Origin of the sequence: Actinomadura sp. 6N118 (assembly GCF_044326415.1) — a bacterium.
Classification (GTDB): domain Bacteria; phylum Actinomycetota; class Actinomycetes; order Streptosporangiales; family Streptosporangiaceae; genus Spirillospora.
Genome location: NZ_JBIRAZ010000028.1, coordinates 48,612 through 62,593, shown reverse-complemented (window position 1 = coordinate 62,593; position 13,982 = coordinate 48,612). Strand labels below are relative to the sequence as shown.

Below are 13,982 nucleotides of genomic sequence, written 5' to 3'. Positions count from 1 at the left end.
GATCGTTTGGCTCAGAATCCCTTGTTGGGTCCGTCTGTAGGCGCCAGATCCGCGAGGAACGGATTGGCGGCGCGCTCACGGCCGATGGTGGTCTGCTCGCCGTGGCCGGGCAGGACAGCGGCCTCGTCCGGCAGCGAGAGGCACACCCGCGACAGGCTCTTGAGGATCTCCTCGTACGAGCCGCCCGGCAGGTCGGTGCGTCCGATCGACCCCGCGAACAGCAGATCACCCGTGAAGATCACGTCGGGCAGCTCCTGCGTCGCCGGGGTCCGGAAGGTCACCGACCCGGGCGTATGGCCGGGGGCGTGGTCCACGGTGAACCGCAGTCCTGCCAGCTCGACCACCACGCCGTCCGACAGCTCCTTGACGTCGTCCGGCTCGCTGAACGTCAGCCCCCCGAACAGCTGCTGACCCGCGCCCAGGCCGAAGCCCTTGGCCGGATCGGTGAGCAGGTCGCGGTCGTCCGGGTGGATGTAGGCGGGCACGTCCTTGGCGCCGCACACCGGCGCGACCGACCAGACGTGGTCAAGATGGCCGTGCGTCAGCAGGACCGCGACCGGCTTGAGCCGGTGCTCGCGCAGGATCTCGTCGATCCCGGCCTCGGCGTCCTGACCCGGGTCGATGATCACGCATTCCTCGCCCGCGGCGGGCGCCACGAGATAACAGTTCGCGGCGAACGAGCCAGCGGGGAACCCGGCGACGAGCACGGTCGTCCTTCCTGAGAGCTGGAAACGGCTGAGAACCTGAGATGTGCAGCGCTTCGAGGGTACCGGCGGGGCCGTGGGGCCCGCGAACGAGAGGGCCGATCGCCGTGTCGGCGGCGCGGCGTCGCCGGCGGTGGGCGGCGAGGCCGCGGGATGGCCCATCCGCGTCCCCGGTACCGCTACTATGCGCTGCACGTTCACCTGATCACAGTGGAGGGGCAGGCACGTGGCGGGGAAGGACCGCAAGAAGCAGCTCGCGCGTCAGCGATACGAGCGCCAGGAACAGGCCCGGCTCGCCCGGGAGACGCGCGCCCGGCGCGTCAAGATCATCGGTTCCGTGGCGGCCGTCGCGGTCATCGCGGGCGGCGGTGGTGCCGTGGCCACGTTCGTCGGTGGCAAGGACGACAAGAGCAAGGACAAGGCCAACGCCGACGCCGCGGCCAGCCCGTCGACGCCGCCGACGCAGGCCGCGGCCAAGCCCGGGGAGTGCGCCTACACCGCGGCTCAGGAGGCGGGCGCGCCCAAGGACCTGGGCAAGCCGCCGGTCAAGCCGGCCTACGACGGCACGGTGAAGGCGACGATCAAGACCAGCCAGGGCGACATCGGCCTTGAGCTGGACGGCAAGAAGGCCCCGTGCGCCACGAACTCCTTCGCCTTCCTGGCCAAGAAGGACTTCTGGAACAAGACCTTCTGCCACCGTCTCTCCACCAGCGAGGGCCTGAAGATGCTCCAGTGCGGTGACCCCACCGGCACCGGCAGCGGCGGCCCGGGCTATCAGTTCGGCAACGAGAACACCGACGGCGCCAAATACACCAAGGGCACCTTGGCCATGGCCAATGCTGGCCCCGGCACCAACGGAAGCCAGTTCTTCCTCGTGTACGGCGATTCCGGGCTCAGCCCCGATTACACAGTGTTCGGGAAGATCACTTCGGGTATCGACGTGTTGGAGACCGTCGCCAAGGGTGGCATCGCCAAGGCCGGGCAGGACGGTACGGGCGAACCGAAGAAGAAGGTCACGATCCAGGACGTCTCGATCGCCAAGAAATAGGGCGTTGGGACATTAAGGTGTGGAGGGTCCGGTCTGCATAGGAAACGACCGGACCCGTGATGCGGGAGGCAAGCGTGTCCAGCGCGACCGATCCCTGGGGCCGGGTGGACGAGGAAGGCACCGTCTACGTCAAGACGTCTGACGGTGAACGGGCCGTCGGGTCCTGGCAGGCGGGCGCCCCGGAGGAGGCCCTGGCCTATTTCAAGCGCAAGTACGAGGCGCTGGCCACCGAGATCGGCCTTCTCGAGCAGCGGGTCCGCACGACCGACTTGCAGCCCTCGCAGGCCCAGCAGAGCATTCAGCGGCTGCGTGAGGCCGTGACCGACGCGCACGCGGTCGGTGATCTCGAGGCCCTGGGGCGGCGGCTCGACGGGCTCACCGAGACGGTGGGCAAGCGCCGAGAGGAGGTCAAGGCGCAGCGCGAGCACGCCCGGCACGAGGCGCGCGAGATCAAGGAGCGCATCGTCGGCGAGGCCGAGCGGATCGCCGCCGAGGAGACGCACTGGAAGAACGGCGGCGAGCGCCTGCGCCAGCTCGTGGAGGAGTGGAAGGCCGCCGAGCGCATCGACCGGCCCACCGAGACCGCGCTGTGGAAGCGGCTGTCGGCCGCCCGCAACGCCTTCACCAAGCGCCGCAAGGTCTACTTCGCGACGCTCGACGAGCAGCGTGAGGACGCCCGCCGCGAGAAGGAGCGCCTGGTCGCCGAGGCCGAGGCGATGTCCGGGTCCACCGACTGGAGCGAGACCGCCGCCGCTTACCGCGATCTGATGCGCCGCTGGAAGCTGGCGGGCCGCGCCGCCCGCGACGCCGAAGAGGAGCTGTGGTCGCGTTTCAAGGGCGCCCAGGACACCTTCTTCTCGGCCCGCAGCGCCGCGTTCGCCGAACGTGACGCCGAGCTGCGCGTGCACGCCGAGGAGAAGGAGAAGATCCTCGCCGACGCCGAGCGGCTGCTGCCGATCCGGGACGTCCGCCAGGCACGGCAGGCGCTGCGCGCCATCCAGGAGCGCTGGGAGGCCGCCGGCATGGTGCCGCGCGACCAGCGCGACCGCCTGGAGGGCCGGCTCCGCAAGATCGAGGAGACGATCCGCGGCGCCGAGGAGCAGGAGTGGCGGCGCACCAATCCCGAGGCCCGCGCGCGCGCCGAGGCGACGGTGGCGCAGCTGCGCAACTCCATCGAGCAGTTGGAGAAGCGTCTTGCCAAGGCCCAGGGTGCCGGGCGGGACAAGGACATCAAGGACGCCGAGGAGGCGCTGACCGCCCGCCGCGCATGGCTGGAAGAAGCCGAGCGCACCCTCGCCGAGTTCTCCTAGGAGTTCTCCCAGCCGCACCCGGCTCAGGTAGCGGGTAGCGGTTAGCGGTCGTCCCGGGTTCAGCCGCCCGCTCGCCGGCCAAGGAAGGCCAGCAGCCGGGTCTGCTCATCGGCGCCGGGCGGCGCGGGCAGCGGCGGACCCAGATCCCCGCTCGCACGGAGCTCCTTCGCGATGATCTGTGCCGTCGCGAAACCGTGATGGACCAGGTCCGGGTCGAGCCTGGCGGGCTGGCCGGTTGCCCGGGCCAGATCCCAGGTGTGGATCAGCGGCTCCAGCATGTAACCGCCGAGGAAGTCGCCCAGCGGCAGGTCGCCGAGGCTGCCGAACGGGACGGGCCGCCGCAGCGCGTCCGCAGTGAGGGCGGCGGCGCACTCCTTGCGCGCCGTCCGCCATTCCAGCAGTGCGTCCCCGGCGCAGTACTGGGCGGGCTCGCTGCCGATGTCCGGTTTCGGCGCGCCGGTCGCCATGGCCCGGATCAGGTACTGCCCACCGATCACATGCCCGGTGACGTCGCGTGCCGTCCATCCGGCGCACGGGGACGGCCGGTCCCAGCCGTCCCGCGTGACGCCGCCGACCACGCCTTCGAACAGGTCCAGTGCCCGGTGGTAGCCGCTGAGTTTCTGAGCCATGGTGGTCAGTGACCCGCGCCGCGCCTGACGTGTCAAGCGATATCGGCAAACCTCGGCGGTGCTACCGGCCTCCGGCGCCCCGTTCGCCCAGCATGCGGTTCATGAGATCGATCTCGGACCGCTGGCCGTCGACCATGGTCCGTGCCAGCCGCCGCACCCGTGGGTGGTCGGTCCGGGCCAGCACGGCCTCGGCCATTGTGACCCCGGCACGGTGATGGGCGATCATCAGCCGCAGGTAGCTGATCTCAGCGGCCCGGTCGGAGATTCGTTCGAGCTCCCTCAGCTGCGTCCGGGTGGCCATCCCGGGCATCACCGCGCCGTCCGGGCCCGCCGTCGCGGCGGCGCCGGGCGCCGTCGCGGACCCGTGGCCGCCGTGCCCGTTCATCCAGCGCATCCGCCCACCCGGGTTCGTCTTGGGCAGGTCCCACTCGTCCAGCCAGGCGGTCATCATGCCGATCTGGGCCGACTGGGTGTTGATGATGTCGAACGCGAGCAGCCGGGTGGCCTTGTCCTCGGTGCGGTCCCGGATGATGAACGACATCTCCACGGCCTGCGCGTGGTGGGTGCTCATGTCCCGGGCAAAACCGGCCTCGGGCCCGTCCGAGACGGGATCGCCCGACCGCAGCGCCGACAGCCCGGCGAACACCGCCGCCGCGGCGAGGACGAGCACCGCGAGGACGACGGTCACCCAGCGTCCTCGCGGTGCTCGGACCGCTTCGCTCATGGCGTGTCCTTGGCCCCGTTGCAGGCGGCGCCGGGCTCAGGGGTCTGCGGCCCCTTCACGTACGCCTTCAGGAACGCTTCCACGCGCTTGTCGGAGGCGTCCTGGACCTTGACCTGCTTGCCCCAGGCGCTGAGCGCGATCGGCGAGTCCAGGCCCGGGTAGGGGCTCATCATCGTGTAGTCGTTGCCCTCGACCTTTTCCTTCAGCTTGCTGATCTGATCGGCGGCCAGATCAGGCTTGTAGGTGATCCAGACAGCGCCGTGCTCAAGCGAGTGGACGGCGTTCTCGTTGCGCAGTTCCTTGTCGTAAACGCGGCCATCACAGTTCTGCCAGGCCGCGTCGTGGTCGCCGCCCATCGGGGGAGTGGAGTCGTATTTGACTGGGGTGGGGACGTGGTTGCGGCTCAAGCCGTCCTTCTGCACGAGTCCCTGGATGTCCGCTGACGCGGAGGACTTGCGGGTCTGCAGGAAGGCGAAAGTGATGGCCACGACGGCCACGACTCCGATGACGGTGAAGAAGACGATGCCGCCCCAGGGGACGGTGCGCTCGGTCAGGGCGTTCTGGCGTTGCGTGCGGTTACGGGTGCTCTTAGACATGGGATATCCCTCTTGCTCTCTATGGCTTCTGAACGGCTGAGGACGGTCAGGCCGTCACAGCCGAAGCACCTGCAGAGCGGTCAGTGAGGGAGGCAACGGGGCCCGCTGTGAGGGGCCCCCGAGTATCCAGCCGAGTCGGGCGGGCAGGACTCCGCCCGCACGGGTCGGCTTGGCCGCCAGGGCCAGGACCATGAGGGTGAGCAGTATCGCCAGGGAGAGGGAGCCGCCTCCCGGATCGAGCGGGGGCAGGTCGAGCGGTGCCTTAGCGGCGAGTGGAGCCGAAGCGAGTGGAGCCGAGGCGAGCGGAAAGGTCTTCCCCGGCACCGCCTTGATGGGCGCGGCGGCTGCGGTGTGCTCCGCTTCGTGCGCCAGAGCGTCGGCTACGTCGGACGGAACGCTGGTGAGGTGGGCGGTGCAGACGCGCATCGGGGCGGCATGCCCGAGCCCGTAGGTGAAGACGAGCCCGGCGACGACGAAGAGCGCCACGAACAGCCCTGCCAGTCCGTGCCGTCGGCGTGCCATACCGGTCACCGTCACCCTTGCCGTTCACCCTTCCGGTGGATCGAAAACCCTACTCGCGGACCAGAGATTACGGGAGAAGGTAGTTGATTCTTACAATATGCGGCGATCTGTGCTCCCCCATCTCGCTGTCGCGCTGGCTTTCGCCGTTCAGGCGGCACTGGTCGCCCTGCTGTTCGCCGCGTACGGGTACGGGCGGCATCTGGCGGACGGGCGGCCCGACGAGGCGTTCGCGAACGCCGAGCGTGTCCGGGATCTGCAGCGGGCACTGTGGCTGCCCGACGAGGCGGCGCTGCAGGACGCCGCGCTGCGCTGGGACGGCTGGGCCCGCATCGCCAACGAGTACTACGTGCGCGTGCATTTCCCCGCGACATTCCTCTTCTTGGGCTGGATCTGGTTCTGGCGGCGCGCAGCTTGGCCCCGCCTGCTCGCCGTCGTGGCGCTTTCGCTGGCGGTCGCGCTGGCGATCCACGCCCTCTACCCGCTCGCCCCGCCGCGCCTGCTGCCCGGCGGGGACTTCGTGGACCTGATGAACGTGTACGGCCCGAGCTCGTACGCCACGGAACCGGGCGAGGGGGTGGCCAACCAGTTCGCGGCGATGCCCTCGTTGCACGTCGGCTGGGCCCTCCTGGTGGCGTGGGGTGTGATCCGGTACGGGCGGGGCCGCTGGCGGTGGCTCGCGGTGGCCCATCCGGTCGTGACCCTGCTCGTGGTGGTGCTGACCGCGAACCACTACTGGCTCGACGGGATGGTGGGATCGGCCATCGTGGCAACTGCTCTGGCCGTGACGGTCCGGCTGGAGCCGTGGCGGGGTCCGGCACGGGCTGGAATGTCCGTACGGCGAGATAGTGTCGGAGCGTGACCAGCGCGGAACCGGGCCAGCCCGAGGGCCTTTTCGACGATCCGGTGGGGCAGGGCACCATCGGAAGCGGCTCGGCCGCCGCGGCCCCGGCTCAGGGCACCCAGAGCGGTGAGTCGGGCGGAGGCCTCTCGAGCGCGGTGCAGCCGCTCGCCGTGCGCATGCGACCGCGCGGGCTGGACGAGGTCGTCGGGCAGGCGCACCTGCTCGGGCCCGGGACCCCGATCCGCCAGCTCGTCGAGCGTGACGTCCCGATGTCGCTGGTGTTGTGGGGGCCGCCAGGGACGGGCAAGACCACGCTCGCCACGGTCGTCAGCTCGGTGACCAGGCGCCGGTTCGTGGAGATCTCCGCGGTCACCGACGGGGTGAAGCGGGTCCGTGCCGAGATCGACCTGGCCCGCCGCGAGCTGGGCATGGCCGGCCGCCAGACCGTGCTCTTCGTCGACGAGGTGCACCGGTTCAACAAGGCCCAGCAGGACGCGCTGCTCCCCGCCGTGGAAAACCGCTGGGTCTCGTTCATCGGCGCCACCACCGAAAACCCGTTCTTCTCGGTGATCAGCCCGCTGCTGTCCCGGTCGTTGCTGCTCACGCTGGAGCCGCTCGGCGAGGACGACCTGCGCGAGGTGATCGGACGGGCGCTGGCCGACGACCGCGGGCTGAACGGCTCGGTCGAGCTCGACCCCGCCGCCGAGGATCACCTGATCAGGCTCGCCGGGGGCGACGCCCGCCGCGCCCTCACCTACCTGGAGGCGGCAGGGCTGGTCGTCGCCGATGGGGAGACGATCACGCCCGAGGTGCTGGAGAAGGCGGTCGACCGGGCGGCGGTGCGCTACGACCGGGAGGGCGACCAGCACTACGACGTCATCAGCGCGTTCATCAAGAGCATCCGCGGCAGCGACGTCGACGCCGCCCTTCACTACCTGGCCCGGATGCTGGAGGCGGGCGAAGACCCCCGGTTCATCGCGCGGCGCCTCATCGTCCACGCCAGCGAAGACATCGGCATGGCCGACCCGACGGCCCTCCAGACCGCGACCGCGGCGGCGCACGCGGTGGAGTTCGTCGGGCTGCCCGAGGCACGCATCAACCTTGCCCAAGCGGTGATCCACCTGTCCCTGGCCCCCAAGTCCAACGCCGTCATCACCGCCATCGGCGAGGCGATCGGCGACGTGAAGAAGGGGCTGGTCGGTCCAGTGCCCAGTCACCTGCGTGAGGCGCACTACAAGGGCGCTGCCCAGCTCGGTCACGGCAAGGGATACAAGTACGCGCACGACCATCCCGGCGGGGTCGTCCGCCAGCAGTACGCGCCGGACGCCGTCCAAGACCGCGAGTACTACCGCCCGACCAGGCACGGAGCCGAGGCGCGCTTCTCGGAGGTGCTCGACCGCATCCGCACCGTGCTGCGCGGCAAGGGCACCGGCAAACCCGCGAAGTAGCATGATCCAGCGATCGGCCACCTCGGCCCGGTAATCTGCGTTCAGAACGCCTCGGGCGCCGGGCTCACACCCCGCGCGGGAAGCTCCCGATCGCGGCCGTCCGCGCGTCGCAAACCCTGCGCGGCCAGGGCCGGTGCCCACGGTAAGGTCTGTCAGACCGATCCGGACCTGAGACGACCCGAGACAGCGAACGGAAGCCCTGATGCTTACTGGTGGACAGCTAGCAGGTCTCATCGTGGCCGTGTTCTGGGCGATTCTCGTGGCCTTCATCGCCTTCACCCTGCTGAAACTCGCCCGGCTGCTCGGCGAGGCCAGCAAGGTCGTCTCCGACATCGGCGACCAGGCGGGGCCGCTGATGGACGACATGACGCGCACGGTGCAGCGCGCCAACGAGCAGCTCGGCCGGACCGACGTGATCACCAAGCAGGTCGCCGGGGTCACGCAGAACGTGTCCGCGGTGACCACGGTCATGACATCGGTGGTGGGCGGGCCGCTGGTGAAGGCCGCGGCCTTCTCGTACGGCGTCCGCAAGGCCCTGGGCAACAACCGGTCCGAGGAGCCGCCCGCCGCCCGGCCGCAGCTGCCGGCCCGCAGCTCGGGCAAGGGGCGGCGATGAGACGGCTCTTCTGGCTCTCGGTCGGCGCAGGGGCGGGCGTCTACGCGACCCACCGGGTCAAACGGCGGGTGGAGCGCTTCGCGCGCACCTGGTCCCCGGAGGGCGTCGCGGCCCGGGCGGTGACGGCCGGGCAGGGCGCCGGATATCGGTTGAGGCATTTCGCCTCCGACGTCCGTACTGAGATGGAGGCGCGCGAAGCCGAGCTCCGCGAGGCCATCCGGATGGACCAGGCTCCCCCAGAGCCGCCCGAAGGCACCCCCCGGAGGGTGCTGAGGGCCCGCTACACGATCATCAACGACGACAAGGATGGCCACTGATCATGGAGTCGGCAGAGGTCGCACGCCGCTTCCTCACGTTCTTCGAGGAGCACGGGCACCTGGCGGTGCCCTCGGCGAGCCTGATCGCCGAGGACCCGACGTTGTTGCTGGTCAACGCCGGCATGGTGCCGTTCAAGCCCTACATGCTCGGCCAGCGCACCCCGCCGGCGCCGCGGATGGCCAGTGCCCAGAAGTGCGTGCGGACCCCCGACATCGACGAGGTCGGCAAGACCGCCCGGCACGCCACGTTCTTCCAGATGCTCGGCAACTTCTCGATCGGCGACTACTTCAAGGCGCAGGCGATCCCGTACGCCTGGGAGCTGCTCACCCGCTCCGAGGCCGACGGCGGTTTCGGCTTCCCCGAGGAGAAGCTCTGGGTCACCGTCTTCCAGGACGACGACGAGGCCCAGGACATCTGGCACAAGCAGGTGGGTGTGCCGCTGGACCGCATCCAGCGCCGCGGCATGGCCGACAACTTCTGGTCGATGGGCGTGCCCGGCCCGTGCGGCCCCTGCTCGGAGATCTACTACGACCGGGGTCCCGACTACGGCCGCGAGGGCGGTCCGATCGCCGACGAGGACCGCTACCTCGAGGTGTGGAACCTCGTCTTCATGCAGTTCGAGCGCGGCGCCGGCCAGGGCAAGGACGACTTCCCGATCCTGGGAGAGCTGCCCGCCAAGAACATCGACACCGGCATGGGCCTGGAGCGGATGGCCGCCGTCCTGCAGGGCGTCGACAACATCTACGAGACCGACACGCTCTGGAAGATCCTCGACCGGGCGGCCGGCCTCACCGGGGCCAAGTACGGCCGTGACCACCGCGCCGACGTGTCGCTGCGTGTGATCGCCGACCACGTGCGCAGCGGCACGATGATGGTCTCCGACGGCATCCGCCCCGGCAACGAGGGCCGCGGCTACGTGCTCCGCCGCATCCTGCGCCGCTCCATCCGCAACCTGCGGCTGCTGGGCGGCGAGGAGGCCGGGCTCATGCACGAGCTCGCCGCCGTCGCGATCCAGACCATGGGACAGCAGTACCCGGACCTGATCCGCACCGCCGCCAACATCCACACGGTGATCGACGCGGAGGAGGAGTCCTTCCTCCAGACCCTGCGCACCGGTACCGCGATCTTCGACGCGGCGGTGGAGGAGACCAGGCGCTCGGGCCGCCCGTCGCTGGCCGGCGACCAGGCGTTCAAGCTGCACGACACCTATGGCTTCCCCATCGACCTGACCCTGGAGATGGCCTCCGAGCAGGGCCTGCAGGTCGACGAGGAGGGTTTCCGCCGGCTCATGAAGGAGCAGCGGGACCGCGCCAAGAAGGACGCGCAGGACAAGAAGACCGGCAACCTCGACGTGTCGGCGCTCGACGACCTGCTGACCCGCTCCGGCGGCCAGGTCGAGTTCATCGGCTTCGACAACGTCCTCGGCGAGGCGCGGCTGGTCGGCCTGCTGGTCAACGGCGCCAACGTGCCGGCCGCGGGCGAGGGCTCCGAGGTCGAGGTCGTGCTCGACCGCACCCCGTTCTACGCCGAGGGCGGCGGGCAGCTCGCCGACCACGGCGTGATCAGGCTCGGCAACGGCGCGGTCATCGAGATCGGCGACGTCCAGTCCCCGCTGGCAGGCCTGATCGTGCACCGGGGCACGGTGCGCAGCGGCGAGGCCCAGGCCGGCGACACCGCGTTCGCCGAGATCGACGTGGACCGGCGGCGGGCGATCTCACGCTCGCACACCGCGACCCACATGGTGCACGCCGGCTTCCGCCGCGCGCTCGGCGAGTCCGCCGCGCAGGCCGGCTCGGAGAACTCCCCCGGCCGTTTCCGGTTCGACTTCACCGCCTCCGGCGCCGTCCCGGTCAGCGTGCTGCGCGACGTGGAGGACGAGGTCAACGACGTCCTCGTCAACGACCTCGACGTCCGCGCGTTCACCACCTCCCTCGACGAGGCCCGCGCGATGGGCGCCATGGCGCTCTTCGGCGAGAAGTACGGCGACGAGGTCCGGGTCGTGGAGGTCGGCGACTACTCCCGCGAGCTGTGCGGCGGCACCCACGTCGCCCGCTCCGGGCAGCTCGGCCTCGTCAAGGTCCTCGGCGAGTCGTCCATCGGCGCCGGCATCCGCCGTGTCGAGGCGCTGGTCGGCATCGACGCCTTCCGGTTCCTCGCCAAGGAGAACGTGCTCGTCGCCCAGCTCGCCGAGCAGCTCAAGACCCGCAAGGAGGAGCTGCCCGAACGCGTCTCCGGCATGGTGACCCGGCTCCGCGAGGCCGAGAAGGAGCTGGAGAAGCTCCGGTCCCAGCAGGTGCTGGCGATCGCCGGGTCGCTCGCCGAGGGAGCCAAGGACGTGAACGGCGTCGCCTTCGTCGGCCACCGGGCGCCGGACGGCACCGGCGCCGATGATCTGCGCAAGCTCGCCGTGGACATCCGCGGCCGGCTGGCGGGCCGCCCCGCGGTCGTCATGGTCGTCGGCGTGCCCAAGGACCGCCCGGTCGTGGTGATCGCGGTCAGCGAGGGCGCCAAGGAACGCGGCCTGAAGGCCGGCGCCCTCGTCGGCACCGCCGCCAAGACCCTCGGTGGCGGTGGCGGCGGCAAGGACGATCTCGCACAGGGCGGAGGCGCGAACCCGGAGGCCGTTCCGGACGCGCTGGCCGCCGTGGAACGAGCCGTGGCGGCCATGTGAACGATCCTGGAACCATGAGACACGGAGTGCGGCTGGGCGTCGATGTGGGGACGGTCCGCATCGGCGTCGCCCGCTGTGATCCCAGCGGGATCCTCGCGTCTCCCCTGGAGACCGTGAAGCGTGGCAAGGGCGACCTCGACCGGCTGGCGGAGCTCGTGGCCGAGCATGAGGCGATCGAGGTCGTCGTCGGGCTGCCGACGTCGTTGTCGGGCCGGGAAGGCCCGGCCGCCGAGGCTGCACGGAAGTTCGCTGACAGGCTGGCCGGACGGCTGGCCCCGGAGGTGGTCCGGCTGTACGACGAAAGGCTCACCACCGTCACCGCCGAGAGCGGATTGCGGGCTGGGGGAGTCCATGGTCAGGCGCGTCGCAAGGTCGTCGATCAGGCCGCCGCGGCGGTGTTGCTTCAGGCGGCTCTGGACGGGGAAAGGTTGACGGGACGTCCCCCAGGCGAGATCGTCCGGGGAAGCTCATGAACGAATTGGATCTCTTCTCAGACCCGCACGGCCACGATCCCCATGGCCAGGGCCACGATCCGTACGGCCAGGGGCACGATCCGTACGCGCAGGGGCACGATCCGTACGCCCAGGGCCATCTGGCGGACGAGCGGCTCAGCCGCGGTGCACAGCGGCAGACGCGCAAGAAGCAGAAGCGCCGCAAGCAGAGCGGCCGCGCGGCGGTGTTCTTCGCCCTCGCCTTCATCGTGGCGCTGGTGGGCACAGGCGGGGTCGTCGGCTACGCCTGGCTGGACAAGCGGCTCCATCCGCCGGACTACGACGGCGCGGGCGCGGGGAGCGTCACGGTCCAGATCAAGGAGGGCGACAGCGGCTCGGCGATCGCGGCGACGCTCCAGTCGAAGAACGTCGTCAAGAGCGTGCGGGCGTTCGTGAAGGTGTACGGCAACGAGCCCAAGGCCGGCAAGATCCAGCCTGGCTTCTACCAGATGCGCCTCCAGATGTCGTCCAAGGCCGCGATGGCGCTGCTGCTCGACCCCAAGTCGAGCTCCGGCAACCAGCTCATCGTGCGCGAGGGCATCCGGACCCTGGAGTTGTTCCAGGAACTGCAGAAGAAGACGGGCATCCAGGCGTCCAAGTTCCAGGCCGTGGCGGCCAACACCAAGGGCCTCGGCCTGCCGTCGTACTCCGGCGGCAAGCTGGAGGGCTACCTCTACCCGGGCCGCTACGACATCAGCCCGAACGCCACGGCGCGGCAGATCATCAAGCAGATGGTCGACCGCTACAACAAGACCGCGGCGGACCTTGACCTGGAGGCCAAGGCCCGGCGGGTGAAGCTGACCCCCGCCCAGGTGATCACCATGGCCAGCCTGATCCAGGCCGAGGGCGGCAAGACCGAGGACTTCCCGAAGATCGCCCGGGTGATCTACAACCGGATCAAGATTCGCAGGCCGCTGCAGTTCGACAGCACGGTCCTCTACGTCCTCAACAAGCGCACCCTGAACGTCCGGGAAGGGGACATCACGAGGACGAAATCGTCGCCGTACAACACGTACTACATCCAGGGCCTCACGCCCGGGCCGATCTCCAATCCCGGCAGGGACGCGATCGAGGCCGTCATGAACCCCACGCCGGGCGAGAAGTGGATCTACTTCATCGCTACCGACCCCACCAACCAGGTCACCGAGTTCGCCGAGACAGAAGCGCAGTTCCGGCGCCTGGAGGCCAAGTTCCGGGCATGGCAGAAGCGGAACCCCGGCAACTGATGGTGCACAGGGCCGCGGTGCTGGGCTCGCCGATCACGCATTCGCTGTCGCCGGTGCTGCACCGGGCGGCGTACGCGGCGATGGGGCTGGACGACTGGTCGTACGACGCGTTCGAGTGCGACGAGGCGAGGCTGGCGGGATTCCTCGCCGGCCTCGACCGCGACTGGGCCGGGTTGTCGCTGACCATGCCGCTCAAGCGGACCGCGCTGGGCCTCGTCGACACCGTGTCGGACCTGGCGGTGGCGGTCGGTGGCGCCAACACGATCGTCCTGCGTGACGGCCGGCGGCATGGCGACAACACCGACGTGTACGGCATCGTGACCGCGCTGACCGAGGCGGGTCTCGGAGCGCCCGGCTCGGCGGTGGTCATGGGCGGCGGCGCGACCGCCGCGTCGGCGCTGGCCGCGCTTTCGCAACTGGGGCTGAAGGAGGCCGTCCTGGCCGTCCGCGACCCGGCACGTGCGGGGGAGGCGGCCGGGGTCGGCGAACGGTTCGGGCTGGATGTGCGGGTCATGACGCTGGATCGCGTCGCGGACGCGCTGCCCGCCGATCTCGTGGTGTCCACCCTGCCGGGACGCGCCGCCGACGAGTTCGCCGAACCGGTGGCCGCATCCGGCTCGGCGCTCTTCGACGTCGTCTACGCCCCCTGGCCGACGGCGCTCGCCGCCGCGGTCGAACAGGCGGGTGGGCTCGCCGTCGGCGGTTTCCCGATGTTGCTGCACCAGGCCGTACGGCAGGTGGCGATGATGACCGGACGTGACGACGTCCCGGTCGAGGCGATGCGAGCCGCAGGCCACGCCGAGCTTGCCCGCCGCGCCACGCCGTGAGCGCCCAGCCG

The 13,982-nt window shown here is 70.3% G+C and carries 15 protein-coding genes; 10 read left to right on the top strand and 5 right to left on the bottom strand.

The genetic code is table 11. From position 1 onward, the window contains the following. Window positions 1–11: 11 nt before the first annotated feature. Entirely contained in the window at window positions 12–707 is a 696-nt protein-coding gene (locus ACH34W_RS47090; RefSeq protein ID WP_395967774.1) for an MBL fold metallo-hydrolase, read from the bottom strand. A gap of 223 nt (window positions 708–930) precedes the next feature. Between ACH34W_RS47090 and ACH34W_RS47085 the strand changes: the two genes are divergently transcribed. Next, entirely contained in the window at window positions 931–1,752 is an 822-nt protein-coding gene (locus ACH34W_RS47085; RefSeq protein WP_395967773.1) for a peptidylprolyl isomerase, read from the top strand. Between the two features lie 59 nt (window positions 1,753–1,811). Then, window positions 1,812–3,062, top strand: a complete 1,251-nt coding sequence (locus ACH34W_RS47080) for a DUF349 domain-containing protein (protein WP_395967772.1) — start codon at window positions 1,812–1,814, stop codon at window positions 3,060–3,062. A 59-nt stretch (window positions 3,063–3,121) separates the two neighbouring features. Here ACH34W_RS47080 and ACH34W_RS47075 read toward each other — a convergent pair whose 3' ends face one another. From ACH34W_RS47075 to ACH34W_RS47060, 4 genes are all read right to left on the bottom strand, one after another. After that, window positions 3,122–3,691, bottom strand: coding sequence for a TIGR03086 family metal-binding protein (locus tag ACH34W_RS47075; protein WP_395967771.1), 570 nt, complete (start codon window positions 3,689–3,691; stop codon window positions 3,122–3,124). A gap of 61 nt (window positions 3,692–3,752) precedes the next feature. Continuing rightward, complete coding sequence (locus ACH34W_RS47070; protein WP_395967770.1) at window positions 3,753–4,415, bottom strand: DUF305 domain-containing protein; 663 nt, start codon at window positions 4,413–4,415, stop codon at window positions 3,753–3,755. Further along, complete coding sequence (locus tag ACH34W_RS47065; RefSeq protein WP_395967769.1) at window positions 4,412–5,011, bottom strand: DUF3105 domain-containing protein; 600 nt, start codon at window positions 5,009–5,011, stop codon at window positions 4,412–4,414. Before ACH34W_RS47065 ends, ACH34W_RS47070 begins: the two co-directional genes overlap by 4 nt. Before the next feature lie 54 nt (window positions 5,012–5,065). Then, on the bottom strand, window positions 5,066–5,533 hold the full coding sequence (locus tag ACH34W_RS47060) for a hypothetical protein (protein ID WP_395967768.1): 468 nt from the start codon (window positions 5,531–5,533) through the stop codon (window positions 5,066–5,068). Between the two features lie 97 nt (window positions 5,534–5,630). On the opposite strand from ACH34W_RS47060, the gene ACH34W_RS47055 reads away from it, so the two are divergent. The 8 genes from ACH34W_RS47055 to ACH34W_RS47020 all read left to right on the top strand — a co-directional run bounded on the left by ACH34W_RS47055 (window position 5,631) and on the right by ACH34W_RS47020 (window position 13,971). Further along, entirely contained in the window at window positions 5,631–6,392 is a 762-nt protein-coding gene (locus ACH34W_RS47055) for a phosphatase PAP2 family protein (protein WP_395967767.1), read from the top strand. A 158-nt stretch (window positions 6,393–6,550) separates the two neighbouring features. Further along, window positions 6,551–7,822: a replication-associated recombination protein A gene (locus tag ACH34W_RS47050; RefSeq protein WP_395967852.1), complete on the top strand. Its 1,272-nt coding sequence runs from the start codon at window positions 6,551–6,553 to the stop codon at window positions 7,820–7,822. Window positions 7,823–8,024: 202 nt separating this feature from the next. After that, window positions 8,025–8,438: a DUF948 domain-containing protein gene (locus ACH34W_RS47045; protein WP_395967766.1), complete on the top strand. Its 414-nt coding sequence runs from the start codon at window positions 8,025–8,027 to the stop codon at window positions 8,436–8,438. Beyond that, the gene (locus ACH34W_RS47040) at window positions 8,435–8,755 is read left to right on the top strand and encodes a hypothetical protein (RefSeq protein WP_395967765.1); all 321 of its coding nucleotides are present in this window, start codon (window positions 8,435–8,437) and stop codon (window positions 8,753–8,755) included. Before ACH34W_RS47045 ends, ACH34W_RS47040 begins: the two co-directional genes overlap by 4 nt. A gap of 2 nt (window positions 8,756–8,757) precedes the next feature. Next, entirely contained in the window at window positions 8,758–11,427 is a 2,670-nt protein-coding gene (gene alaS, locus ACH34W_RS47035) for an alanine--tRNA ligase (protein ID WP_395967764.1), read from the top strand. Between the two features lie 14 nt (window positions 11,428–11,441). Next, window positions 11,442–11,900, top strand: coding sequence for a Holliday junction resolvase RuvX (ruvX, locus tag ACH34W_RS47030; RefSeq protein ID WP_395967763.1), 459 nt, complete (start codon window positions 11,442–11,444; stop codon window positions 11,898–11,900). Then, window positions 11,897–13,144 (top strand): endolytic transglycosylase MltG, encoded by a 1,248-nt coding sequence (gene mltG / locus ACH34W_RS47025; RefSeq protein ID WP_395967762.1) that lies wholly within the window; start codon window positions 11,897–11,899, stop codon window positions 13,142–13,144. Before ruvX ends, mltG begins: the two co-directional genes overlap by 4 nt. Then, window positions 13,117–13,971 carry a shikimate dehydrogenase gene (locus tag ACH34W_RS47020; RefSeq protein WP_395967761.1) on the top strand — a complete coding sequence of 285 codons (855 nt, stop codon included), beginning with the start codon at window positions 13,117–13,119 and terminating at the stop codon, window positions 13,969–13,971. Before mltG ends, ACH34W_RS47020 begins: the two co-directional genes overlap by 28 nt. Window positions 13,972–13,982 lie beyond the last annotated feature (11 nt).